The organism is Pseudoalteromonas sp. 1CM17D (assembly GCF_023161805.1).
GTDB classification, from domain to species: Bacteria; Pseudomonadota; Gammaproteobacteria; order Enterobacterales; family Alteromonadaceae; genus Pseudoalteromonas; species Pseudoalteromonas atlantica.
This window is the reverse complement of the sequence record NZ_JALNTP010000002.1, coordinates 85,625-110,034: the sequence shown is the minus strand read 5'-3', so window position 1 is coordinate 110,034 and position 24,410 is coordinate 85,625. Positions and strand designations below refer to the sequence as shown.

The following is a 24,410-nucleotide window of genomic DNA, read 5'->3' as shown; positions in this document are numbered from 1 at the left end:
TTAAAAGTTACGTACCTCTACATTTGAGCTGTTAAATTCAAACATATTAATTTTGCCACACTGTGCCATATGGTTAGTACTTGTATAGGGGGTATTTGCTTGGCTTATATCGCCTTCCCACTCTTGGCCATTTTTTATAAATGCTTTTAATTCAAACCATCCGTTAACAGCTTTACTGCAATCCATATCAACATCCAGCATCCAATAGTGTTCGCCCCATATATTAAGGGGTGTAACACCAAAGCCATCTACTGTTACCGATTTTTGGGCGCCATATTCACTTGGCCAAACATTTGTAGTCCAATCCATGGCAGTACCTTGCGCTTCACTGTTTTGGCCTTGTTCAATTCCATACCAATCTAGGTAGTTATCGTTTGCTTTCCAAGGTGTTGTGGTGTTGTTTTTTAGATTGTTATGGCGAATTGGCATAGCACATTCAACATTTGTTGTTTGGCAGTTTCTAGCAAGGTTTGTATTTGCATAGTTGTGATCTATACCACCGCGTACAAACATGTCTTGTCCGCTTTGTGTTTGAGCATTAATAAAAATAACGGTTCTTTTCCAGTCGCTATTATTAGGCACTGTTCCTTGAGTTAATTTAGCATTTTTATGAATTGCTATTGCATCCCATGGCGCTACATTTAAATTGATGGTGCCGTTGCTATTAACTGTTATTACTTCACCGCTACAACTAGTAGCATTACCCAAAAGCTCGCCTTTTAACACATTACAGTACTGTCCAGGCGCCATATCTGTTTGAATTGTTGTATTAAGCGTTGAGTCTTCTTTATTAATTGCCATATGACCAGAGCTACCACGTCCAAATGCAATCTGGTTATGGGTGTTATCCCACCAATTTGTTACTACCCAGTTGTCGGCTGTGTTATTTCTAAAATCGACACCACCCGCAATATAAGACCAGCGATGCTCGCACTTCCAGTTACTTGCAAAACATTCTAAATTGCCATTATTGTGCACCGGTACACTTGGCCCACCCGCATCTGTATCGCCGTGAAAATCATAACTCGACATTACTTTTGGATACCCATACGGGTATGCCAACATAAATACGTTGGCTAGGTCGTATAAACGGCCATCTTCAAAGGTAATTACATTACCCGCGCCACCATGGCCGCGTTGATTGTCGTGGTTATCTACAAATACCACAGCTGATGAACTTGGCATAAAGCCCCAGCCTTCACCAAAATTACTTAACCATGCAAGCGAGCCATTTCTAAAGGTATTACCAAGCTGCGTACTGTATTTAAACTCGGTAACTAGCCCTGTACTTAAATACTCTGAGGCTGCAACCGCTTCAGTACCTTGGTCTATCACCTCATGAAACACCACTGGCGAGCCATTTATTTTTGCCATTAAACTTTGAATATCACTTGCAGCAACATGCTTAGCAGCATCAAACCTAAAACCTTTAACACCCATAGCTTGAAGGTCATTAATATATGCCGCTAATGTATTTTGCACATAATTTGAAGAAGTGTTTAAATCGGCCAGCCCTACTAGCTCACAGTTTTGCACGCGATAACGGTTATTACCGTAATCTTCTGGGTTAATAGAGCAACTTTCGTGAAAATCTTGTGGGCTAAAAATAGGGTATTGTTTATTACCAAAAGTGTTACCAGCAGTGCCCGTACCACTGCCGGCTGCCATATGGTTTATTAATGTATCAACATATATATCGACGCCTGCGGTGTTACAGCGATTAACCATATCTATAAATTGCGAACGGTTACCGCCTCGGCTTTGTAGTTGGTAGCTCACAGGTTGATAGCGAGTCCACCATTGGCTACCTGTAATATGCTCGTTAGGCGGAGACACCTGTACCGCAGCATACCCTTTTGGTCCTAAAAACTGCTCACATTCTTGGGCTACATCTTGCCAATTCCATTCAAATAAATGCACAAATGTTGTAGGCGCAGCCGATACTAAACTTGGTAAGGTTAAACCTAAGCTAAAACCTACAGTGGTGATCATTTTATTCAGTTTCATAGTGTGTGTTTCCAGTGTTGGGCGAGTTAAACAACATACTCGACGTTATTTACAAGTGGTTAACACTAGTTTGAGAGTTGCTCAAATAAAAACTGAATACGTATGCATAATGGGTAAACTATCCTTTATTACTAGATAATTACCTGCCTTAAAACTTACATTTTCAAGTAAAACGCTTTACATAACGCAATATAATCATCGCTGTAGCGGTTGTTGTCATCTTTTATGCATAGGGAGGTAAGCTCTGGCAAAGTGTTTACTAAGCTAAAGCGCATCAAACTGCGGCTAAATGCTTTACTTGGTGTGGTTTTTACTTGGCAATGCGCGTTTAAATAAAGCCCGCTTTGTTTTGCCAATTCAACGAATAAGCCCACCTCTGTGGTGGGTAAAATTACGTTAAAGCACGAATGCTCATGACTTAAACGCATATAGGCATGTATTAGTTCGTCAAAACTTAAACCATCGGTATGGCGTGCGGTGTTACGGGCATCGCTTAGCCCTTTTAAACTACGGTTAAAATAAGGGGGGTTAGAAATCACAACATCAAATGGCGCCGCCTGTTTAAACGCTTGTATAGTGGTGTGCTTTACTGTGATATTTGGCCACGGGCTAGAGGCTATATTTTGCTGCGCTTGCTTGTAAGCAGCTTCATCAATTTCAACAGCGGTTATGCTAAGTGCTGGTTGGCGCTGTTTACACATAAGCGCAAGTAAACCGGTACCTGTGCCTATATCGAGTAATGTGTTGGCACCTTTTAAATACGCCCATGCGCCAAGTAAAATGCCATCGGTTGAAACCTTCATAGCACAGCTATCGTGCTCAACCTTAAATTGTTTAAACGTAAACCCTGACATTTTTTCACCTTTTCATTCACCAACTGGCGTATAGCGCGTATAATTGCAGGTAATTGTCCCTTATTTTAGACACTCTATGCAATTTTCTGAATTTGATCTTGATACTAAACTACTCAACGCCATTGATAAAATGGGCTACGAGACACCAACCAGCATTCAACAACAAGCTATTCCTGAAGCGCTGCAAGGTCGCGATATTTTAGCATCAGCACCTACTGGCACAGGTAAAACGGCGGCATTTTTAATTCCGGCTATTCAATACTTAATGGATTTTCCGCGTCGCGACCCAGGTTTTGCACGTGTGTTAATAATGACCCCAACCCGTGAACTGGCTTATCAAATTCATGAGCAGTGTGAACTGCTTGCTAAAGGCACTCACCTTAAAATTGGTGTAGTAACAGGTGGTATAAACTACGGCACCCACAAAGAAATTTTTGAAAACAATAACGATATTTTAATCGCCACACCAGGGCGTTTAATGGAATACCTTGAAACCGAAAATTTCCATGCTGAAAACGTAGAAATGCTTATTCTTGATGAAGCCGACCGCATGTTAGACATGGGCTTTAGAAAAGAAATGCTGCGCATATGTGACGAAGCTAAAAACCGTCGTCAGTGCTTTTTATTCTCTGCAACGTTAGAAGGCGATAGCGTTGAGTTATTTGCTGAGCGTATTTTAAACGACCCTGCTTTACTTGAAGCCGAATCGTCACGCAAAGAAAAAGCAAAAATTCATCAATGGGTTCACCTTGCTGATGACTACCACCACAAGCTTGAGCTGTTGGTTAATACCCTAAACGGCCCAGATGTAAGTAAAGCCATTGTGTTTGTAAAAACCCGTGAGCGCCTAGAAACGCTAATTGGTGAGCTAACTAACAATGGCGTAAAAGCCGCGTGGCTGCGTGGCGAAATGCCGCAAGATAAGCGCATGAAAGCGATGGAAAATTTCCACAGTGGCAAAACGCGCATATTAATAGCAACCGATGTTGCGGCTCGCGGTATTGATGTTTCTGACATTAGCCACGTAATTAACTTTGATATGCCGCGCACTGCCGATGTCTATGTACACCGTATAGGCCGTACTGGCCGTGCAGGTAAAAAAGGGATTGCTATATCATTAGTTGAAGCACACGACATTGGCATTTTATACAAGGTTGAGCGATACACAGAGCAAAAGCTTAAGCGCCGTATAATTAAAGGGCTTGAGCCACAGCATAAAGAAGCTAAGCCACCCGCTAAAAAGCGTAAAGACCCTGTAAAAATGAAAGCTAAGAAAAAAGCCAAAGCTAAAAATAAAAAGAAATAGCACACCATAAATAAACAAGCCGGCAGTTGCCGGCTTTTTTGTACCCGTTACAAATGTAACCCAAGCATGTAACTCATTCCCATTAAAATGTAATTATTGCCCACCTGAATTCCCACTTAATAAAATAACCTTATATTTCAACAAATTAAAACTGGCATCGAAATTGTAACTGAGAAAGTAACTCAGCTAAGAATAGCTGCACGATTAACCGTAATGTAAGGATGAAGTTATGAACCGCTTTAAGTTAACTATCGCTTTAGTATCATTTTGTTGTTTATTTTTATTAGCTTGCGCTACAAAAGTAAGTGCAGCAACTAACTTAGCCGTAGTAAGCAGTGTGGCTACTCAACCTAACTTACAACAAACAATCACCAATACGTTACGTACTAACCCAAACTTAGCATTAAGCGATATTCGCGTGCAGGTCGAAGACGGTGAAGTTGACCTATACGGTGAAGCGCAAACAGGTTTTCAGCGTGCACTTGCGCAAAAGTTTTTAGAAAATATGGATGGCGTTAAAATTATCCGTAATAAAATTAGTGTTATCTAATACCGCATTACAATTTTTGTTTATATAACTTATTCCTCTGCGTGGCTTGTTTCTCCAACACAAGCCGCGCTTTTTTATGCTTAACAGCACACTTTAGTATCTAAACTTCTAGCTTTAGCTCCCCTATTAAAAATAGAGCAAACACTTAGCCGCCCTTTCCCACTCTTTTAAATTAGTGACTTACTACAGCTTTGATAAAAGAATGCTATAACAAGGCTGTAAAGTTCATCTAATCAGCGCATTTTTAATACCGTTGGCAACCTACAAGTGTTTGCTAATCAACCTCACCATAAATAACAGATAATATATGACTTAATGCATGCAAATGCCCCATCACTTACACAAAGAAGCTAATACATGAAACGATTTATTTACTACTGCTAATCCCTCTTATTGGCCATGCAGAGGAAGCTATATTTGGCTTTGCTGCAGATGTGTCTGTATCCGGCTTTTTTTAGCCCAGAAATTAGTGAAATAGATATTATAAAAGTCTATGCAGATTCTGTTGCTGATCTGGCAGAATTAAAAGTAGGCGACAAGGTAATAGAGTTAGATAGCTGCGCTATTCCAGATTGCCCTGCTAAAGTTGCAAAAACTTGATGACAGGGAAAAACACATAAGTATTAACTTAAATTAAATTTATTAAAAGTATAGTTAAATTTAACCCGACTTAGCGCTTTGAAATTACTAGCAGCGCACTTTTTATGTAAAAATGCGCTGCTAGTGGGTAACTATTACTGGGCTAGTTTAAACCTGTATTAGTCGCTCATTCGCTTTGATTTGAACCCGTATTACTCCCACCTTGTTGTTTGGGTGACTGTTGGTTTATTTTATCGCTTATCATGGCATCGAGCTTTTCACCGCCTTTAATGCCAAAATCTAACGTACGTATTGGGAATGGAATACTTATATCTGCAGCATCAAGCGCTTGTTTAACAGCGACTACGCCTTTATGGCGTACTGTCATAAAGTCTGGCTCGCCTGGGTATTTTATCCAAAACCACACCAGTAAATTAATACTACTGTCGCCAAAACCTTCTGCGTACACAGCGGTTTCATCTTTACGTATTACAAAGTCAAACTCGTTAATTTTATCAACGATAACTTCTTTGGCTTTTTCAATGTCGTCGCCGTATGAAATACCCACAGGTACCTCTATGCGCCTAACGCCTAACGTGGTGTAGTTTTTTAACACATTTCTAAATAATACCTTGTTAGGTACCAGTATTAACTGCCCGTAAAAGCTCTCTATTAGCGTGTTACGCAGGTTTATAGAATGTACCGAGCCAAATACGTCGTCGGTTTCAATTACATCACCCGCTTTAAATGGCTTGCGTATTCCCATAGCAATACCGGCAATTAAGTTCTCGGTCATGTCTTGAAAAGCAAAGCCAATGGCTAAACCCACAATACCCGCACCCGCTAGTAACGATGTGACTGTGCCTTTTAACCCCATAAAATCTAAAGCGATAAATAGGCCCACACATAACACAATAACCTTAAAAATAGACGCCATTAAATCTGCAATTTGCTTAGAGTCGAGTGAGCGCCTTAATAGGTTTTTCATTAGCCGGCCGGCAAAGCGCGCTATTATTGAAAATACAATGGCTATTACCACTGCCACAATAAAGTTTGGGATGTGGCTTATTACTACATCAAACCACCCTCCGAGTTTTTCTTCGATGAGTTTTTCGGCTTCGGCTACTGAAGGTATGCTGATCATATTTTTACACCTATCTATTTTTTATCTCATTAATAGTAGGTGAAGTTAGCAAGTTTAGCGCCAGCATAAAAAAAAACCATGCAATGCATGGCTTTTTAACTCATTGTTTGCTGAGTATAAACGCTTAGTTTTGCTCGTCGCGCATAAATACAGGCTCAAGCTCTTTAGTGGTTGCTTCAGGGCTAAAGTAATAACCCGCCACAGTAAACTCTTTTAATTGGCTAAGCTGTGTTACCTGGTTTTCTATAATGTAACGGGCCATCATGCCGCGCGCTTTTTTAGCGTAAAAGCTAATTACCTTATATTGACCATTTTTGCAGTCTTTAAAATGCGGGGTAATAATTTGCGCATTGAGTGCTTTTTTATCTACTGCTTTAAAGTACTCGTTTGAAGCAAGATTAACGAGGTATTGTGCGTCTTGCGCTTTTAATTCCTCGTTTAATTTATTAGCAATAATGCTACCCCAAAATTCATACAAATTTTTCCCGCGAGGGTTATCAAGCTTAGTACCCATTTCTAGGCGGTAGGCTTGCATTAAATCAAGCGGCTTTAATAAGCCGTATAAACCCGAAAGTATACGTAAATGGTTTTGCGCATAATCGAGGTTAGCGGCAGTGAGTGTTGCGGCATCTAAACCACCGTACACATCGCCGTTAAAGGCTAGTACCGCTTGTTTGGCATTACTTTGTGTAAATGGTTGCGACCATTCGCTAAAGCGCGCAGCGTTAAGCCCTGCAAGCTTATCGCTAATTTTCATTAGGCTGCCAATTTGCGCTGGAGTTAGTTCACGGCATACTTTCATGAGCTCTTCGCTGTGCTCTAGTAATTCAGGTTGAGTGAACTTATCTGTTGCGGGTGGCGTTTCGTAATCAAGATTTTTTGCTGGTGAAATAACAGTGATCATAGTTAGCTATTGACTTGTAATTTATTTAATGTCAATTTCAACATTAAATGAGACGAAAAGCACGTTTTGTTTATAAAATACCATTGAAAATTAATCGCAATGGCCTAAATCCTACCTTAATAAATCATGCATCGTCGTTTTTCTATTGATAAGGACATAAGACCTATCAAGCATTGTCACACTGTTGCAGTATTGAATACTTATATTAAGGTAGTTTAGATTTTCTTTTAACTTGCTTGGAATGAGGAAGGCAAATGACTAGCGCTCTACAAAGGCTAAAACAACATTCATCTATCGTAGCCGACACTGGCGATATTGAAGCGATCAAAAAGCATCAACCAGAAGATGCAACCACAAACCCGTCGCTTTTATTAAAAGCGAGCGAGATTGAAGCTTACAAGCCTTATTTAGATAAAGCTTGGAGCTATGCAAAAGAAACAGAGCAAGACGCAGCTAAACAGCTTGAACTTGCATGTGACTACTTTGCCGTATTACTTGGTAAAGAAATTAGCGAAATTGTACCTGGTTATATTTCTACTGAAGTAGATGCTCGTTTATCATTCGACACCCAAGCAACTATTGATAAAGCACATACCCTGCTTAGCCTTTATGAAAAAGAAGGTGTAAGCAAAGACAAAATTTTAATTAAAGTTGCGTCTACATGGGAAGGCATTAAAGCGGCCGAACAGCTAGAAAAAGAAGGGACTAAATGTAACCTAACTTTATTATTTAGCGATGCTCAAGCACGTGCGTGTGCTGATGCAAATGTATTTTTAATCTCACCATTTGTTGGCCGTATTTTAGATTGGCACGTAGCAAATGGTATGGAAAAACCAACCGATCCGCTACAAGATCCAGGTGTTCAATCTGTACGTAGCATTTTTGAGTTTTATAAACGCCATGATTACAAAACCGTCGTTATGGGCGCAAGCTTCCGTAACACTGGCGAAATTATTGCGCTTACAGGTTGTGACAAGCTAACGATTAGCCCTAACCTACTAGAAGACTTAGGCAATTTAGAAGGCGCAGAAGAATACTTACTACAAAGTGATATTCCTAAAGAGCCAAAGCCTGCTCCACTTACTGAGTCGCAGTTCCGTTGGTTACATAACCAAGATGCAATGGCCACTGAAAAACTAGCTGAAGGTATCCGCTCATTCGCAGATGCACAAGAGCAGCTAGAAGCACGTTTTAAAGCAATGTAATACGCGCTAATTATGTATTAAACGCTGCACCTGCGGCGTTTTTTTATGCCCTTAATATAATCCGCACTGCTTTATACTAACCTGCCACAGCATGTACCATTGCCTACACAGCTAAATAGCTCACTTTTAGTGTTTTTTTATTTATTTTTTCTATCTAAAAATAGCGCGCTCAATAAAGCTAGTTAGTATTAAACTTCATCAACGCATCACATACCTGTAACAAATTCGTCACTTTTTTATTCTATTTTAGCTAGGCCTGTGGTATAGGTATTCTCGAGGTTCACTAAAATCAATAGGAGATAGTCATGGATAGCCTAAACGATATATTAGAGATATTAGAAGGTCCTGATACAACAAGAAAAACCTCTCAAAAGAATAAAAAAAGAAAGTGGCGCGAGATTGAGGCCATAAAAGACAAACAACGGTTACGTAAAGAACTACAGGAGTTAGACTTTTTTACAGACAGCATTGAAATTGATGAGCTAGATTTTTAATTTCAAACTCATTGCGCTCAATTAGGCAATTTATTTTGCGGCAGGAAAACCGTATCGATAGTAAAGCTAACGCCAGGTTTTACCCCTTCAAAGTAATTGATAATTATTGCGCATGGGCATTAATACACAATAACTAAGCAAAAGGCTTTCATGATACGAAAGCCTTTTTTAATATATCAATTAAACCTGCCAGTTAATGGGCGTATCGCCTTGGGTTTGTAACAATTCATTTGTGTGTGAAAAGTGCTTACAGCCAAAAAAACCACGATGCGCAGAAAGCGGCGACGGGTGAGGCCCTTTTAAAATATGATGGCGAGCGCTGTTAATATTTTTACCTTTTTTTTGCGCATGAGCGCCCCATAAAATAAACACCACTCCTTTGCAGTGTGCATTTATATGGGCTATCACGTTATCGGTAAATTGCTCCCACCCTAAATGCTTATGCGAGTGCGCTTGGCCTTGCTCAACCGTGAGTACCGTATTGAGTAAAAACACGCCCTGCTCTGCCCAGCTTTGTAAGTAGCCATGGTCTGGTATTTCAAAACCGGGAATATCCGTTGCCAATTCTTTGTACATATTTTTTAGCGACGGCGGTAACTTTTTAACCTCTGGCAACACAGAAAAACATAAGCCATGGGCTTGGCCTTCTCCGTGGTATGGGTCTTGGCCTAAAATAACCACGCGAATATTGTTAAGGGCTGTCGCTTCAAAGGCGCTAAATACTTGCTCTTTGGGTGGGTACACAGCAACACCTTCGACACGGCGTTTTGCCACATAATCTAATGTTTGCTGCATATAAGGTTGCTGTAATTCATATTCTAAAAAGGCTGGCCAATCGCTCATTGTATACTCTTAATTTGTTTGCGTGATGCGTCTATTTTATCACACATATTTGCCAGTCCATCTAGCATGCGCGGTGTAAAACGATGTAATAAATCGGCATTTACACGTATAAATTGGTTATGTTTTACAGCGGGGACTTCTGGCCATTTTTGCCAATTAATTTTAGGTTGTGGCTTATCGGCTTGTTCATCAGGAATAATAATAATCTGTGGTTTTTTAATCACCACGTTTTCAATACTTATTTGCGGGTAGTCGGTTGGGCTGTGTGCAAATACATTGCTTACATGACATGTTTCAATAAGCTGGTTTATCCATGTGTTTTCACTTACCGTCATCATTGGCTCTGGCCATAATTGATAAAAACCAGTTAATATTTTTTTGCTTTGCTGCTGCTTTTTAATTTTTTTGAGCTTAGTAATAAATGCGTTTGCTACTTGCTTGCTTTGCTCAATACGCCCTGTAAATTTTCCAAAAACAATCAGCTCGTTTGCAACTTCTTCTATTTTTTTTGGATCACTTAAATGTACTTTTATACCAAGGCGTTTAATTTGTTCTAAATCTTCACTTTGATTACCGCTTTTCCAACCAATCACTAAATCGGGTTTTAGCGCTAATAATTTTTCAAGGGAAATACCATAGTAACCACCAATGCGCTCAATACTTTTAGCTTCATTTGGGTAATCGGCGTAATCAACAGTGCCAACAATATTACTTCCCGCACCTATAGCAAATAAGTTTTCTACTATATGCGGTGCAAGTGCTACAACGCGCAGTTTATCTGGCGCAGCTGTATCACTGGCCACGGCACTGCCCCCTAAACATAATAACAGCAGTGCAGTAAAAAACGCTTTATACATTAGTAATCAAACCCTTCTAGTGCTTTTATACCCGAGTCGAAGGCGTGTTTAACATTGCGCACTTCGCTTACAGTATCGGCAAGGTCTGTTAACGTGCGGTGCGCTGCGCGACCTGTAATAATAACCGACTGCATGGGTGGGCGATTATTTAGCGCGTTTACTACCTCATCTAAATCAATATAACCGTAAGTCACCATGTAGGTAAGCTCATCTAGTAATACTAAATCAATACTGCTATCTGCAAGCATACGCTTTGACTCTTGCCACGTTGCTTGCGCGGCTGCGGTGTCGGCTTCTTTGTTTTGCGTATCCCATGTAAAACCGGTATTCATAACGGCAAATTCAACCCCTGCGCCTTGTAATAAGTTACGCTCTCCACACTCCCATGTGCCTTTAATGAACTGACAAACAGCGGCTTTTTTACCATGCCCTACGCAGCGAGCAACCACACCAAAGCCTGAGGTGGATTTACCTTTACCATTACCCGTAATTACCTGAAATATCCCTTTAACATCTTGCGCAGCAGCCACGCGTGCATCTACCTGCTCTTTTACTTTTTGTTGGCGCTGCTGGTGCTTATCGTTATTTGTATCCGTCATTATTATCTCCTTCATAAATCGATATAATCTGTTGCATGTTCAAATGCGCCTCGCACATAGTGGCCAAGCGCTCTAGTTGTTGCTCGCGGTGCGCTACAATACTCACAGGTTGTATGGTTGCATCGCTTTTGACCCACTTTAAAATTTGCAGTGTGGCAGCGGGTTCATCAAACAAGCCGTGTAAATAAGTACCAGCAATGGCATTGTCGTCACTAATAAAGCCATCGTTTTCAAACCCATGATGGTGCGCGTTAAAGATTAAAAATGGCTTATTAAGTGCTGCGCCTTCACTAATGCCTGCATGAATTTCGTAGCCGCTACACGGTGTTTGCAAATCATTTAACTGCATAGCCGCCGTTACTTTAGTGAGTACTTTTTGCGTGCTTAGAGTGGTTTCAAAATCGCATAGGGCAAGCCCCGTTACTTGCTTTAATGACGACTCGACTCCGTTGGGATCATTTATGGTATACCCCAACATTTGCATACCGCCACACACCCCCAATACTTTGCCACCATAGCGTAAGTGCCGCTTTATTTGCGTATCCCAGCCTTCATTTTTTACAAAACTTAAATCACCCAGCACGTTTTTACTGCCAGGAATAATAATCAGATCAACCGGTGGGATCGCGTGTGTGTGGCGTACATAATTTATATTAATATTTGGGTGCAGCCGCAATGCATCAAAATCGGTATGGTTACTAATATGCGGCAATAAAAGCACGGCTATATTAATGGTGGCAGTCGTCACCGTGTTATCTATTGCTACAGCATCTTCGGCATCAAGTGCTAAATCATGCAAATAAGGCAGCACTCCAAGCACTGGTTTTTTTGTGTAGCGCTCAAGCCAATCTAGCCCACTTTGTAGCAAGCTTATATCGCCTCTAAAGCGGTTTATAACAAAGCCTTTTACGCGCGCTTGCTCGGATTCGCTTAATAGCGCAAGTGTGCCCACTAAATGCGCAAACACACCGCCTTTGTCTATATCGGCAATAATAATGACGGGGCAATCTACCGCTTCTGCGTAACCCATATTGGCAATATCGTTCTCGCGTAGGTTTATTTCTGCGGGGCTGCCTGCGCCCTCAACCAATAATAAATCAAACTGCTTTGCTAGGCGTTTATGCGAGGCAAGCACTGCATCCATCGCAACTTGTTTATAGTTATGATACGCCCCTGCCTCCATATTACTAATGGCTTTTCCATGTATAATGACTTGTGCCCCCGTATCACTATTTGGTTTGAGCAATATGGGGTTAAAGTCGTTTTGAGGCTCTACTTTAGCGGCTATAGCTTGCAAAGCTTGCGCACGGCCTATTTCTCCACCCTCTTTTGTAACCGCGCTATTAAGCGCCATATTCTGCGGTTTAAAAGGCGCGACCTTTACACCTTGCTTTGCAAACACTCTACAAAGCGCAGCGACTAAGGTGCTTTTTCCGGCATCTGACGTAGTGCCTTGAATCATTAAGGTTTTCATCAGCACTATGCCTTTGTTTTTCTAAAAAAGAGTAAGCTTAAAAAAAATACGCTACCCATAGCTGCTGTAATCACCCCAACAGGGAGTTCTTGGTTTTTAAGTAATGAGCGCGAAAGCACGTCAACCCACACCATAAACGTGCCGCCCACTAAACTGGTAATTAGTAAGCCAGCAGTACTGCCCTGAGATATAAAAAAGCGCACTATGTGCGGCACCATTAAACCTACAAAACCAATACCGCCACATAAGGCCACCAGCACGGCCGTTATTAACGAGCTCAATACCAACATTAAAATTCTAAAACGGTGCACACGGACCCCAAGCGTTATCGCGCTTTCATCGCCAAGTAGCAGCGCATTTAACTGCCTTTTAAAGCTCAGCATAAAGCTAATACACACCACTATAACCACGCATGGCAACCATAACGTGGCCCATTGTGCGCGGGCAAAGCTGCCTAACGTCCAAAACAAAATACCAGCCACTGCTTGCGGGTCACTCCAATACAGCAATAAACTTGTAAATGCGCTAAATAAAAACGACAGTGCCACCCCCGCTAGCAACATAGACTCTACTTGCGACCTTTTTTGCCGCCCAGCAATAAGTATCAATAAGCCCATTGCTAAAAAGCTCCCTAATAAGGCAGCAGCTGATAACATAAACCCTGCACTAATACCCGCAACGGCCATAAGCAGTACTACCCCAAACGATGCGCCTGACGATATGCCAAATAAATACGGATCAGCAAGCGGGTTACGGGTAACCGTTTGTAAAATAAGCCCTGCAATAGCCAAACCTGCGCCCGCCATAAAGGCAAGTAAGGTACGAGGTAACCTAAGCTCATAAACAATACGCGCGTTAAACGAGCCCTCCCCTGCTGATAAAACCCCTGTGAGCACATCACTTAACGGCGTATCTGCGGCGCCAAAACTCAGTGCGCTAAAAAGGCTACCCAGTGCAATTAACACGGCTGCTATAAATATTGTCCACTGGTTTATTTTTGTTATATCCATTTAATTAATAGCCATAAAAGTAAGTAATATGAGGAATAGTTTGGCCATTTTCTGTGCGCTGAGGGTGGCTAGTTACGCGCGCACATACCCCAAAAACATCCGCTAGCATGTCCTCACTAAGTACCTGCGTAGGCGAACCTGTATGTGTTATTTTACCTTTATTAATAACCACCAGCTCATCGCACATAGCGGCTGCTAAATTTAAATCATGAAATGAGGCAAACACAGTGACCCCTAGCGATTTTGCCAGTTCCATCACTTGTATTTGGTATTTAACATCTAAATGGCTGGTTGGCTCATCCATGATGAGTAATTGCGGTTGCTGCACTATAGCGCGGGCAATCAATGCACGTTGCTTTTCGCCCCCCGAAAGCGATTCAAAATTTTGCTTACACTGTTGCTCAAGCCCTACGGTTTTTATTGCCTGTGTAATTTTTTGTTTGTCGCTGTGGGTGGTGGCGCTAAATAATGATTTATGAGGTGTAAGCCCAAGGGCAACCACATCAAATAATGTTAGGTTAAATTGCGCAGGCGTTTCTTGGAGAACTACAGCAACATATTTTGCATAGTCTTCACTTTTAAGCTGCCAAATATCCTGCTGATTAAAGGTAACGTTACCAGCGGTGGGTTTATTAAAGCGATACAAACAGCGCAATAAGCTCGACTTACCCGCCCCATTTGGGCCAATTAACCCAATAAACTTACCCTTAGCTATGTGTAAATTAATATTGTTTAAAATGGCATGATCATCAACGTCCCACGACACATTTTGAACGTTTAATAAGGGTGTATTTGGCGCTAATGTAGTTTGCAAAAGTGAGTCCTTGGAAAGCGTGCACTCACTAACACACAGCTAAAAGACTAGTGCATCAATAAAAATGAGTTTACCCGCTCGTTAAAAAAGTATACCAATCTAGAACTTCTCATGCTGATTGATATGTCTCATTTGTATCTGACTTAAAGCGTGGTGCTAATTACAGTTACGGGAATAGTTGAGGAATTTCACCCCATTCCAAATGAGGGTCTATTATGGGCGGGTAAGCAAATAATTTAAAGCAAAAAAAACCGCGCTCATTAGAGCGCGGTTAATAAAGGGAGTGTTTAAGCAGCGCTTAAAACTTGTATTCCATACCTAGGCCAACGTAGTCTTGGTCAACATTGTTGTCCATATCAAAGCTTGAGTAAAAACCAAATACTTTAATGTTTTTATTAAACTTATGATCAACACCTACAGAAACTGCCGTTTTGTCGTCGCTGTCATCAAAGTCCATTGCTTGGTATTGCACTTTAAACGTGTTTTTACCCATGCTGTAGGCTGCGTTTAATAAATAGCCGTCAGCTTCTGCGCTACCGTCTACTTTTTCTTGAGTTTGGTACATAGCGCCTAATTTAAAGCTCTCTACTTTACCTTGAATTGACGCACGCACTACATCGTAGCCATTTACTTCGCTATCGGCTGCAACCGAGGCGTAAACCGCACTCTTTTTAAGTGCAGAGTCACCGTAGGTAACCGCCATTGAATAACCGTTATCTGCATCTACGTCATCTTCGGCAATAAATGTAGCAAGTACTTTAAAGCCTTCGTAGCTTTTAGATGTATAAGTGATTGAATCACCTAAGCGGTTTTCGCCTTTAAAGACATTTTTAATATCGCCTTCAAGGTCATTAAATAAATCTAACTTACCTTGCGATTGTTTAAGCGCTGTATCGTTACGACCCACAACAACTTGACCATATGCACCTTTTAAACCTACATACTGGTTACGTGCAGAAATATTGTCGTCGTTATCACCTTTAGAGTCAGCATCAGATACATCAACTTGAAACTCAAACTTATAAACCGCTTCTAATCCATCAGTAATCTTTTCAGACCCTTTTAGTCCAAAGCGAGATGCATTACTTTTAATTTCAGTGAAAGACCCTTCGCCATCATCAGACGATTGCACAGTAACATTCGCTTTACCGTATACATCAACGTCTGCAAACGCGCTAAAAGATAAACCACTTACTAGTGCAACACATAAGCTCGATTTTACAAAATTCATGTTATTTCCTCGATAATCACAAGACTAATTTTTAAAACAGCTGCAGTTTGTCACCGTTAAATGACAGATATATTACAAAGGAAACATTTTTGTCTTTTTATTTTAATAAAAGTGTCTAAATTCTGAAAACAAACCGACATGAATATTTAATAAACAAAATTGTACCTATTCAACCTCATTAAAAATCATAGTCGGTATTTAGTGTTCATCAACAGGCTGATAAGCATTTATTTTAGGTAATAAGTTAATCAGGGTTTCTATTAACTCTTTTTGTTCGTTGTCTCTGTGGTAGGCCACAAAAATATCACGCGAAGTATGTTCTACGTCTTTTACATGAAACAGCTCACCCTTTTCTAGGTGAGATTCAACAAGTACCTCGGGGATAAACGCACTGCCGCCACACTGAAGAATTAAATCAAGGGCAATACGCCCCGTACTGGTTCTAAAATAAGGCGGCGTTTTACCGGTAAATTGGCGCGCATGCCATAGTGAAAACGTAGTACCCCAATCAACATATACATATTGGTTATCAAAAAAGTTCTCGTTAGTGGCCGTGTCATAGCCACTAACCGGAATAATTGGCAGCTCGCAAATTCGCTCAACCACAAGCTCGTCTACTTTAGGGGGGTCAAATAAAATGGCTAAATCAAGCGTACGCTCTAATAATAACCGCGTGCTTTCTTGTTGGGCTTTAACCTCTGCGACCAACGAGACCCCAGGCATAGCCGACACAATATTAGTAATGCCAAATTGTAAAAACGCATCCCATATATTAGGTGTACCCGCTAAACTTATTTGCTTGTGCATGTTATCGGCAAGTGCCACATCGACTTTGGCACGCTGCATGCCAGTGATGATCATTTTAGCGTGCGGAAGCAATCGCTCTCCTGGCGCCGTTAATTGAATATTGTTACGCTGGCGAATAAACAAGTTTACACCCAACCCCTGTTCTAATTGGCGAATTCGAAAGCTTACTGCCGATTGAGTGATATACAGGTTTTCAGCCGCTTTACCAAAGTGACGCGTGCGCACAACCTCTACAAATGTTTTTAATAAATCTATATCCAATTTTTTATCCTCACGATAAAAATAACTTGTTTAATAAATTGTCAAACTTGCATCATACTCCAGCAATAAACAGGGTATGAGGATACAGTTATGAGCAACGATATTTCACTACTTCGCCAAGCGTTTGTTAGCCAACGTCAATTTTATGATGATCAAAACTTTCCTCGCGGGTTTAGCCGCAGCGGAAACTTCACCTTATTAGAAGCCAGCATATTAGAACAACACGGCGTTGTACTAAAAGGGCTTTATAATAAAACTTTAGCACCCCAAAATACGATACAAGAGCAATTTGTTGACGTAGTTTGTGGCAGTAAAGAACCTACAAACCCAATCGAAAAAGCCTGGGTTAAATATTTAAAACTAACAACCTGTAAAACCAAGTTTCATACTCTTTTTGGCCGTTCAAAAATGTCAGGGCCGGTACCAATAAGCCAAGACGATTATAGCGAATCAGATAGCGTATAAGCCTCTAAGATATTTGCTTTTTTGCGTTTTAACAGTTACAACTTGTATAAGCAAATACTTTTGCAAAATATCAAACAAGGTTGTTACGTGACGCGAAAAATACTCATAGTTGAAGATACGCCTACTATAGCGCGTGTGCAAAAGCATATCGCGCTTAAAGCAGGTTACGAAGTAGATATAGCCGAGTCTTTAGCGGCAACAAAAGAGCTAATAAAACACAATAGCTACTTTTGCGCTGTTGTTGATTTTATCCTTCCCGATGCTCCTGCCGGTGAGGCGATTCCGTATACTATTAATGCCGACATTCCCACCATCGTAATGACAGGCAATATAGATAAACAAACTCGCGACACGGTAGAAAAATACCCAATAATTGATTACATAATCAAAGAAAACAAACAAGCTTACCAATACCTAGAAAAACAACTAAGCCGTTTACCACGTAACGAGAACGTAAAAGTGTTGGTCGTCGACGACTCAACCTCTACCCGTAGATACATTTGTAGTTTACTAAAGCGCCATAAGTATCAAATACTCGAAGCTAAGGACGGCAAAGACGCGCTAGAAGTACTTGAAAGCCAAAAAGACGTGTCTGTTATTATTACCGATAACGAAATGCCAAACATGAATGGTGATGAGCTATGCGCCGAAATTCGCCGGCTTTACAGTAATGATGAAAAAGCCATTATCGGTATTTCAGGTGCTGACTCGTCAGCATTATCGAGCCTATTTTTAAAAAATGGTGCCAACGACTACCTCCATAAACCCTTTAACAGCGAAGAGTTTTACTGCCGACTAAGTCAAAACGTCGACATGCTTGAGCAAATAGCAACAATTAAACGCCAAGCAAATACTGACTACTTAACAAACCTGCCTAATCGACGCTACTTTTTTGAAGAGTCGAGCAAGTCTCTAAAGTATTTAAAAAAATCGAATCAAGATGGCGCACTCGCCATGCTTGATATAGACCATTTTAAATCGATTAACGATACATACGGTCACGATTCAGGGGATGAGGTTCTCAAAGGGTTGGCGGTGTGTTTTAAAAAGTACTTTGAAAAGCAGCTAGTCGCTCGTTTAGGCGGTGAAGAATTTGCCGTTTACTTTACTGATGCAACCACAGCGCAAGCGCTAAAACGCCTTGAAGGATTTAGGCAATTTATAGAGCTTAATAGCCAAGAGTTTAGCCAAGAAAAAATTAAATTTACAATTTCTATTGGTTTTGCAAGCGGCCCTATTTATCAAATAGATGAGTTACTTAAACAGGCCGATTTAAAGCTGTATGATGCAAAAGAAACCGGCCGTAATAAAGTAATAAGCTAAACCTTAACGCTGCTTTATAGCAACTTGCTTAAACTATTATTGCGCATAGGTATTAAACTTCGGCGGCGGTTACAGCCGCTTTTTTACGCTTACGCGATTGATGATAAGAGTCCCAGGTAAATATAGCCAGCGCACTCCAAATACAGGCAAACGTAATCACCCGCTCTGCATCAAATACTTCATCGTAAAACACCACAGCAAGCATAAACATTAAACTTGGTCCTATGTACTGAAAAAAGCCCAATGTTGTGTACTGCAAACGCTTGGCCGCTCCGGTAAAGCAAAGCAGCGGCAACGTAGTAATAATACCGGCACTAATTAACAGCGCATTGGTATGCCAATCGTTTAGGGCTAAGTCGGAAGTAGGTGTTGGTGCCATTACCCACCAGTAAATTAATGCAACCGGCAGTAAAATTAGGGCCTCGAGTAAAATGCCTGGCAGCGCTTCAACAGGCAACTTTTTACGCAGTAAGCCATAAATAGCAAAAGACGTGGCAAGCGAAAACGCCACCACCGGAAACGAGCCAAAACTGACCAATTGCAATACTACGCCCGCAAAGGCTAAAAACACTGCAAACCCTTGTAACTTTCGCAGCCGCTCGCCTAAAAATAGCATACCCAACAGCACATTAAGTAATGGGTTTATGTAATACCCTAAACTGGCATCGAGCATATGGTTATTATTAACCGCCCAAATAAATAACCCCCAATTAAAGCCTAATATAGAAGAGGTAAGTACTAACATTAAAATAATTTTTGGCTGGGCAACTATGCGCTTAACCTTATCCCAGTATTTAAGCACACTGACCACAAGCACTAAAAAAACCACAGACCAGACAACACGGTGAGTTAAAATTTCAAAAGCAGAAACATGCTGTATTTGTTTGAAATAAATAGGCGCTAAGCCCCACATTAAAAAAGCTAAACAGGCAAAAATACCGCCTTTACGCTGCTCGTTTGCAATCGACATACATACTACTTATTCATACTAAAAGACCGACAGTTTATACCAATTCGCGCTATTAAGTGATTTATTTTGCGGTAACTAAAGCTCAGCGCAAGGCAAAGCTTTTTATTTTAGCCGTGCGTAATTAGCAGCTTTAACCTACTAAATACGTACCTGTACCAAAGGCGATTTGGATTGCCTTTTCATTGTGTAGATCCATTCTACATACACACACTTTATTACCAGAGCGGATCAAAGTAGCACTGGCTGTAAATGCTTCCCCTTTGCCAGGGCGCAAATAATCTGTGCGCAAATCAATAGTGCCTAAGGTAGCCAGCTTTTGCTGTACGCTAGGGATATCAAGGTCGGTTAATTTATCAATAACACTGGCTGCTGCAAGCATGCCGCCCACATTATCGAGCACCGCCGATATAATACCGCCATGAAGAATTTTTTGTGCAGGATTGCCTATAAATACATCCTGCCAGGGAAAGGTAATTTTACCTTGCTCAGGGCTGAGCGACTCTACCGAGATATTTAAAAACTGATTAAATGGCATGCCATTTACAAACAGTGCGCCAACTTGTTCAATTAACATTTCTTTATTCATTATTATTCTCTATGTTTAAATTAACACTGGTACGATGAGTTAAGCATACCTGAAGCAAAACCACGAGGCACTAATTAAATCATTTACCTCTAAGCTAAAGACATCCTATAAAAAAACCACTAAAATAGCCGCCGATGAATACTCTAACCCCTACACCTAGCACATTGGTCCGCAAGCCCGACACGGTTCTTAAACAAGTGTTTGGCTACAGCGAGTTTCGTGATGGCCAAAAAGCGGTGATCGACGCGGCCATTAATGGCCAAGACTCTTTGGTACTACTGCCTACAGGCGGCGGTAAATCAGTGTGTTACCAAGTACCAGCGTTAGTGCTTGAAGGGGTTACTGTGGTAATTTCACCGCTTATCTCGCTCATGCAAGACCAAGTAACGCAACTGCAAGCATTAGGTGTTAAAGCCGCTTACATTAATAATAGCCTGGCTCGCGAAGAGCAACAATTGGTGTACCAACAATTGCACCAAGGGCTAATAAAATTACTGTATGTTGCCCCTGAAAAAGTGCTTCAGCATGAATTTACCGAGCGACTCAGCCATTTAAATATTAGCTTATTTGCAATTGACGAAGCACATTGTGTATCGCATTGGGGGCATGACTTTAGACCTCATTACTTTAGATTAAATGAGCTTAAGCAGCGCTTTTCCCATGTACCTATGATGGCACTGACCGCCACGGCCGATAAAGCGACCCGTTTTGATATAGTTGAGCAATTAAAATTACAACAGCCCTATATACATACCGGCAGCTTCGACAGACCGAATATTCGTTACACCATCGAAGAAAAGTTCAAGCCAATGGCGCAACTACTGCGCTATTTAAAAGAGCAAAAAAATCAAAGTGGCATTATTTACTGCACTAGCCGTAAACGCGTTGATGACATTGCCGAAAAACTCGCGGATGCAGGTTTAAATGCCGCCGCGTACCATGCCGGCATGAGCAACGAGCAACGCCAATTTGTGCAAACCGGATTTGCCCGCGATGATATTCAAATAGTCGTTGCGACCGTTGCCTTTGGTATGGGCATAAATAAACCAAATGTGCGTTTTGTTCTGCATTACGATATTCCAAAAAGTATTGAAGCCTACTACCAAGAAACTGGCCGCGCTGGGCGTGATGGCTTAGCCGCAGAAGCCATTATGTATTTTGATCCCGCCGATATAGGCCGCGTTAGGCGCTTTTTTGAAGACATAGACGATGAACAACGCCGCCGCGTAGAAGAACAACGCTTTAATGCCATGGCCAGCTTTGCCGAGGCGCAAACATGCCGCCGGCAAATACTATTAAACTACTTTAGCGAGTATAAACGCGAGCAATGTGGCAACTGTGATATTTGCATTAACCCACCAAAAAGCTTTGATGGCACATTAGTAGCGCAACAAGCGCTTTCGTGTGTGTATCGAGCTGGGCAGCGGTTTGGCTTAGGCTATATTGTAGAATTATTACGCGGGGCTAATACCAGCCGCATACGCGACAACAACCACCACGAACTCAGCACCTATGGCATAGGCAAAGACAAAAGCAGTGAATTTTGGCTCAGTATATTACGCCAACTTATACACCAAGGCTTGTTAAGCCAAGATATTACCCAAGGCGCCTCGCTGCGCTTAACCGAAGCAGCACGCGCAGTGCTTAAAAGTGAATACGCTCTACAGCTTGCCGAGCCGCGCTTACAAGCTAAACACGTATACCAAGATAAACTGGCGCAGTTTAACTACGACAAAAAACTATTTGCCCGCTTACGGGCTCTGCGTAAAGAACTCGCTGATGCCGACGATGTACCGCCGTACGTTGTATTTAACGATAAAACCTTAGCCGAAATGGCGCAATTAATGCCCACCAACGACAGCGAATTTTTAAAGGTATCGGGCGTTGGCTTTACCAAACTCAATAAATATGGCGGCGAATTTTTAACGGCCATTCGTAATTACCTTGCTAGCAATTAAGTAAACTATGACCCAAATTGAATACAATCACGCCCATAAATGCATTGTTATAAGCCCGGTAGAAGCCCCACACGATGAAGACTTTGAGCTGTGGAGCACGCTGTTTTTACACGCAGATGAAATAACAATTATTGACTACGCAGGGGGTGCTGACCGTCATCAATTGCGCTTTAGCTATCAACAGCAAACCTTTAATTTAAATTTTGAACACTACAGCGAAAGTATTTGGATTAATGGCGAAGGCCAAGAAGCCGAGCATTTATTAGCAGCCCTTGCTTTTTACTTAAGCTAAAACGCCTCGCATAAGCACTAATTAACAAAGGTGCATAACGGTAACAATTAATTAGTTTCAAAATCCATACCTTTTACTTACATTGTAATAACAATGATGTAAGCTGATATTACGACTCATATTTGCAGTAGTATTGAAGAGGTTGAATGGTGAATAGAAAATGGATTGCACACTGTTGTATAAGCTTAGCCCTTGTAAGCTTTAGTGCGCCTAAGGCCTTTGCACAACAACCACCCAATAAAACTAACACCTGCTCCCCTGTGCAAACTCACTCAGACAAAAGCAATAATTTACGCCGTGAGGTTGAAGATAAAACCACACTGATTAATAGTCGCAGCGACGCCCAAATAACCTCAATTACCCTTAAACAACTTAACGTTTTTAATACCGAGTTGGAGGAGGAAAATAACGCGCTTTTTCGTTTTGCCAACCGCGCGCATATTCAAACCGAGCCAGACGTTATTAGTAATATTTTGTTATTTAAACAAGGTGATAATTACAATGCCAGAAAGCTCGCTGAGTCAGAGCGTTTATTACGCCAACAAAACTATTTATATGATGCGCAAATAAGCGCGGTTGAAAACTGCGACGGCAACGTAGATGTAACGGTGGTAACTCGCGATTTATGGACCTTACTACCCGAAATAAGCTTTAGTCGCAGCGGTGGCGAAAATAAATCGAGCATTGGTTTTCGTGAGTCCAATTTACTGGGTTGGGGTAAGCGTTTGTCGTTTTCACGCACCACCGACAGTGATCGTAATGGTTATTTATTTGTTTATGATGATCCTAATATATTATCTAGCCGGTATCGCGGGCGCTTAGAGTATGCCGACAACAGTGACGGAAAACGCCACTTATTAGAGCTAACCTATCCGTTTTACGCCATAGATACACCTTATAGCTATGGTATTAAAAGCTTTTCTGAACAGCGAGAAGAGTCGTTGTATCGCCGTGGTGATGAATACAGCGAGTTTGATCAAACAACCGATTTTTTTAGCGCTTTTTTAGGCCACTCTAAAGCATTATCTGATAGCTGGACACAGCGCTTAACGCTTGGCTATGTAAACCAAGAAGACAGCTTTGCAGAAATAGAAACAACCTTTGCTCCCTTGGCCAAAAACAGACAACTAAGTTACCCCTATGTGAGTGGTCATTGGTTTGAAGACAGTTATATAAAAGTGCGTAATTTTGACAGTATTTCGCGCACCGAAGATTTAAATTTAGGGTGGAATATTAAAGCCCTATTAGGCTACTCAGATGAGTCACTAAGTAATGATGACAGCAGAGCCGTGTATTCGTTAAAAGCTAAAAAAGCGCACTTTACTACTGACAGAACGCTGTGGCGTTTTAGTGCTCAAGTGGATGGTTATTGGAATAAAGAGCAAAAACAACTAGAAAACTTTTTAGCCACCAGCGAAGTGCAGTACTACTTAAATACCAGCGAAAACCAATCTTGGTTTGTTAAAGCCCGTGCCCAGTATGCTAAAAACCTAACCGCCGATAAGCAGCTAACACTTGGCGGCGAAACGGGCCTTCGTGGCTATCCTATGGATTACCAGCATGGCGACCGAAGCTTTTTAGTCAGCTTAGAAAAACGCTATTACTGGGAGTACGATTTACTGCAGCTATTTAAAGTCGGTGCAGCGGGCTTTGTTGATGTTGGCCGCGCTTGGTTTAACGATGAAGACAACGGCGAAAACGATCATGTTTTAAAAAATGTTGGGGTGGGTTTGCGTTTAGCACCTAGCAGAGCAAACTCCGGCACCATGATCCACCTTGATATTGCCGCCCCGCTTGATAGCTACGGCGATGTTGATTCGGTGCAGTGGCTCGTGAGTGTTAAAAACACCTTTTAAATAGCGAGCAATAAACGAAAG

At 41.3% G+C, this 24,410-nt stretch carries 24 protein-coding genes; 10 read left to right on the top strand and 14 right to left on the bottom strand.

Features of this window, described 5'->3' with window-relative positions; all coding sequences use genetic code 11:
* Both MSC25_RS04175 and MSC25_RS04170 read right to left on the bottom strand, forming a co-directional pair.
* A complete protein-coding gene (locus tag MSC25_RS04175; protein WP_248442717.1) occupies nt 1–2,007 on the bottom strand; it encodes an alpha-amylase family protein in 2,007 nt (668 codons plus the stop codon).
* 155 nt (nt 2,008–2,162) lie between these two features.
* The gene (locus MSC25_RS04170) at nt 2,163–2,861 is read right to left on the bottom strand and encodes a methyltransferase (RefSeq protein ID WP_248442715.1); all 699 of its coding nucleotides are present in this window, start codon (nt 2,859–2,861) and stop codon (nt 2,163–2,165) included.
* 76 nt (nt 2,862–2,937) lie between these two features.
* Here MSC25_RS04170 and srmB point away from each other — a divergent pair, with 76 nt between their 5' ends.
* The 3 genes from srmB (at nt 2,938) to MSC25_RS04155 (ending at nt 5,317) form a co-directional block, all read left to right on the top strand.
* Entirely contained in the window at nt 2,938–4,167 is a 1,230-nt protein-coding gene (gene srmB, locus MSC25_RS04165; RefSeq protein ID WP_055016341.1) for an ATP-dependent RNA helicase SrmB, read from the top strand.
* A gap of 229 nt (nt 4,168–4,396) precedes the next feature.
* A complete protein-coding gene (locus tag MSC25_RS04160) occupies nt 4,397–4,717 on the top strand; it encodes a BON domain-containing protein (protein WP_004587996.1) in 321 nt (106 codons plus the stop codon).
* Nucleotides 4,718–5,134: 417 nt separating this feature from the next.
* On the top strand, nt 5,135–5,317 hold the full coding sequence (locus MSC25_RS04155) for a hypothetical protein (RefSeq protein WP_248442713.1): 183 nt from the start codon (nt 5,135–5,137) through the stop codon (nt 5,315–5,317).
* A 166-nt stretch (nt 5,318–5,483) separates the two neighbouring features.
* Here MSC25_RS04155 and MSC25_RS04150 read toward each other — a convergent pair whose 3' ends face one another.
* A complete protein-coding gene (locus MSC25_RS04150; protein ID WP_248442711.1) occupies nt 5,484–6,440 on the bottom strand; it encodes a mechanosensitive ion channel family protein in 957 nt (318 codons plus the stop codon).
* Nucleotides 6,441–6,564: 124 nt separating this feature from the next.
* Entirely contained in the window at nt 6,565–7,344 is a 780-nt protein-coding gene (gene yaaA, locus MSC25_RS04145) for a peroxide stress protein YaaA (RefSeq protein WP_248442709.1), read from the bottom strand.
* A gap of 254 nt (nt 7,345–7,598) precedes the next feature.
* On the opposite strand from yaaA, the gene tal reads away from it, so the two are divergent.
* Both tal and MSC25_RS04135 read left to right on the top strand, forming a co-directional pair.
* The gene (gene tal, locus MSC25_RS04140; RefSeq protein WP_004587993.1) at nt 7,599–8,549 is read left to right on the top strand and encodes a transaldolase; all 951 of its coding nucleotides are present in this window, start codon (nt 7,599–7,601) and stop codon (nt 8,547–8,549) included.
* A gap of 305 nt (nt 8,550–8,854) precedes the next feature.
* Nucleotides 8,855–9,043 (top strand): DUF3545 family protein, encoded by a 189-nt coding sequence (locus tag MSC25_RS04135; RefSeq protein WP_004587992.1) that lies wholly within the window; start codon nt 8,855–8,857, stop codon nt 9,041–9,043.
* Between the two features lie 180 nt (nt 9,044–9,223).
* On the opposite strand, the gene ung is transcribed toward MSC25_RS04135, so the two are convergent.
* The 8 genes from ung to MSC25_RS04095 form a co-directional block, all read right to left on the bottom strand.
* The gene (gene ung, locus MSC25_RS04130) at nt 9,224–9,886 is read right to left on the bottom strand and encodes a uracil-DNA glycosylase (protein WP_248442707.1); all 663 of its coding nucleotides are present in this window, start codon (nt 9,884–9,886) and stop codon (nt 9,224–9,226) included.
* Nucleotides 9,883–10,743 carry a cobalamin-binding protein gene (locus MSC25_RS04125; protein WP_248442705.1) on the bottom strand — a complete coding sequence of 287 codons (861 nt, stop codon included), beginning with the start codon at nt 10,741–10,743 and terminating at the stop codon, nt 9,883–9,885. Before MSC25_RS04125 ends, ung begins: the two co-directional genes overlap by 4 nt.
* Nucleotides 10,743–11,342 (bottom strand): cob(I)yrinic acid a,c-diamide adenosyltransferase, encoded by a 600-nt coding sequence (gene cobO, locus MSC25_RS04120; RefSeq protein WP_004587989.1) that lies wholly within the window; start codon nt 11,340–11,342, stop codon nt 10,743–10,745. Before cobO ends, MSC25_RS04125 begins: the two co-directional genes overlap by 1 nt.
* A complete protein-coding gene (locus tag MSC25_RS04115) occupies nt 11,326–12,816 on the bottom strand; it encodes a cobyric acid synthase (protein WP_248442703.1) in 1,491 nt (496 codons plus the stop codon). The genes cobO and MSC25_RS04115 overlap by 17 nt, the downstream gene beginning before the upstream one ends.
* A 5-nt stretch (nt 12,817–12,821) precedes the next feature.
* Nucleotides 12,822–13,826 carry an iron ABC transporter permease gene (locus tag MSC25_RS04110; RefSeq protein ID WP_248442701.1) on the bottom strand — a complete coding sequence of 335 codons (1,005 nt, stop codon included), beginning with the start codon at nt 13,824–13,826 and terminating at the stop codon, nt 12,822–12,824.
* 4 nt (nt 13,827–13,830) lie between these two features.
* Complete coding sequence (locus tag MSC25_RS04105) at nt 13,831–14,640, bottom strand: ABC transporter ATP-binding protein (protein WP_248442699.1); 810 nt, start codon at nt 14,638–14,640, stop codon at nt 13,831–13,833.
* 298 nt (nt 14,641–14,938) lie between these two features.
* Nucleotides 14,939–15,871, bottom strand: coding sequence for a porin (locus MSC25_RS04100; RefSeq protein ID WP_054983757.1), 933 nt, complete (start codon nt 15,869–15,871; stop codon nt 14,939–14,941).
* Nucleotides 15,872–16,069: 198 nt separating this feature from the next.
* Nucleotides 16,070–16,939, bottom strand: coding sequence for a LysR family transcriptional regulator (locus MSC25_RS04095; protein ID WP_004587984.1), 870 nt, complete (start codon nt 16,937–16,939; stop codon nt 16,070–16,072).
* Nucleotides 16,940–17,029: 90 nt separating this feature from the next.
* On the opposite strand from MSC25_RS04095, the gene MSC25_RS04090 reads away from it, so the two are divergent.
* Both MSC25_RS04090 and MSC25_RS04085 read left to right on the top strand, forming a co-directional pair.
* Entirely contained in the window at nt 17,030–17,404 is a 375-nt protein-coding gene (locus tag MSC25_RS04090) for a DUF413 domain-containing protein (RefSeq protein ID WP_064385691.1), read from the top strand.
* An 87-nt stretch (nt 17,405–17,491) separates the two neighbouring features.
* The gene (locus MSC25_RS04085; protein WP_039972264.1) at nt 17,492–18,727 is read left to right on the top strand and encodes a response regulator; all 1,236 of its coding nucleotides are present in this window, start codon (nt 17,492–17,494) and stop codon (nt 18,725–18,727) included.
* 52 nt (nt 18,728–18,779) lie between these two features.
* On the opposite strand, the gene rarD is transcribed toward MSC25_RS04085, so the two are convergent.
* On the bottom strand, nt 18,780–19,697 hold the full coding sequence (rarD, locus tag MSC25_RS04080) for an EamA family transporter RarD (protein ID WP_004587981.1): 918 nt from the start codon (nt 19,695–19,697) through the stop codon (nt 18,780–18,782).
* A 130-nt stretch (nt 19,698–19,827) separates the two neighbouring features.
* Nucleotides 19,828–20,283, bottom strand: coding sequence for a thioesterase family protein (locus MSC25_RS04075; RefSeq protein WP_248442697.1), 456 nt, complete (start codon nt 20,281–20,283; stop codon nt 19,828–19,830).
* 134 nt (nt 20,284–20,417) lie between these two features.
* Between MSC25_RS04075 and recQ the strand changes: the two genes are divergently transcribed.
* From recQ to MSC25_RS04060, 3 genes are all read left to right on the top strand, one after another.
* Nucleotides 20,418–22,241, top strand: a complete 1,824-nt coding sequence (recQ, locus tag MSC25_RS04070; protein WP_054983758.1) for a DNA helicase RecQ — start codon at nt 20,418–20,420, stop codon at nt 22,239–22,241.
* 7 nt (nt 22,242–22,248) lie between these two features.
* Complete coding sequence (locus tag MSC25_RS04065) at nt 22,249–22,533, top strand: DUF3630 family protein (protein WP_029772370.1); 285 nt, start codon at nt 22,249–22,251, stop codon at nt 22,531–22,533.
* Nucleotides 22,534–22,679: 146 nt separating this feature from the next.
* Complete coding sequence (locus MSC25_RS04060; protein ID WP_248442695.1) at nt 22,680–24,389, top strand: POTRA domain-containing protein; 1,710 nt, start codon at nt 22,680–22,682, stop codon at nt 24,387–24,389.
* The last annotated feature ends 21 nt before the right edge of the window (nt 24,390–24,410 follow it).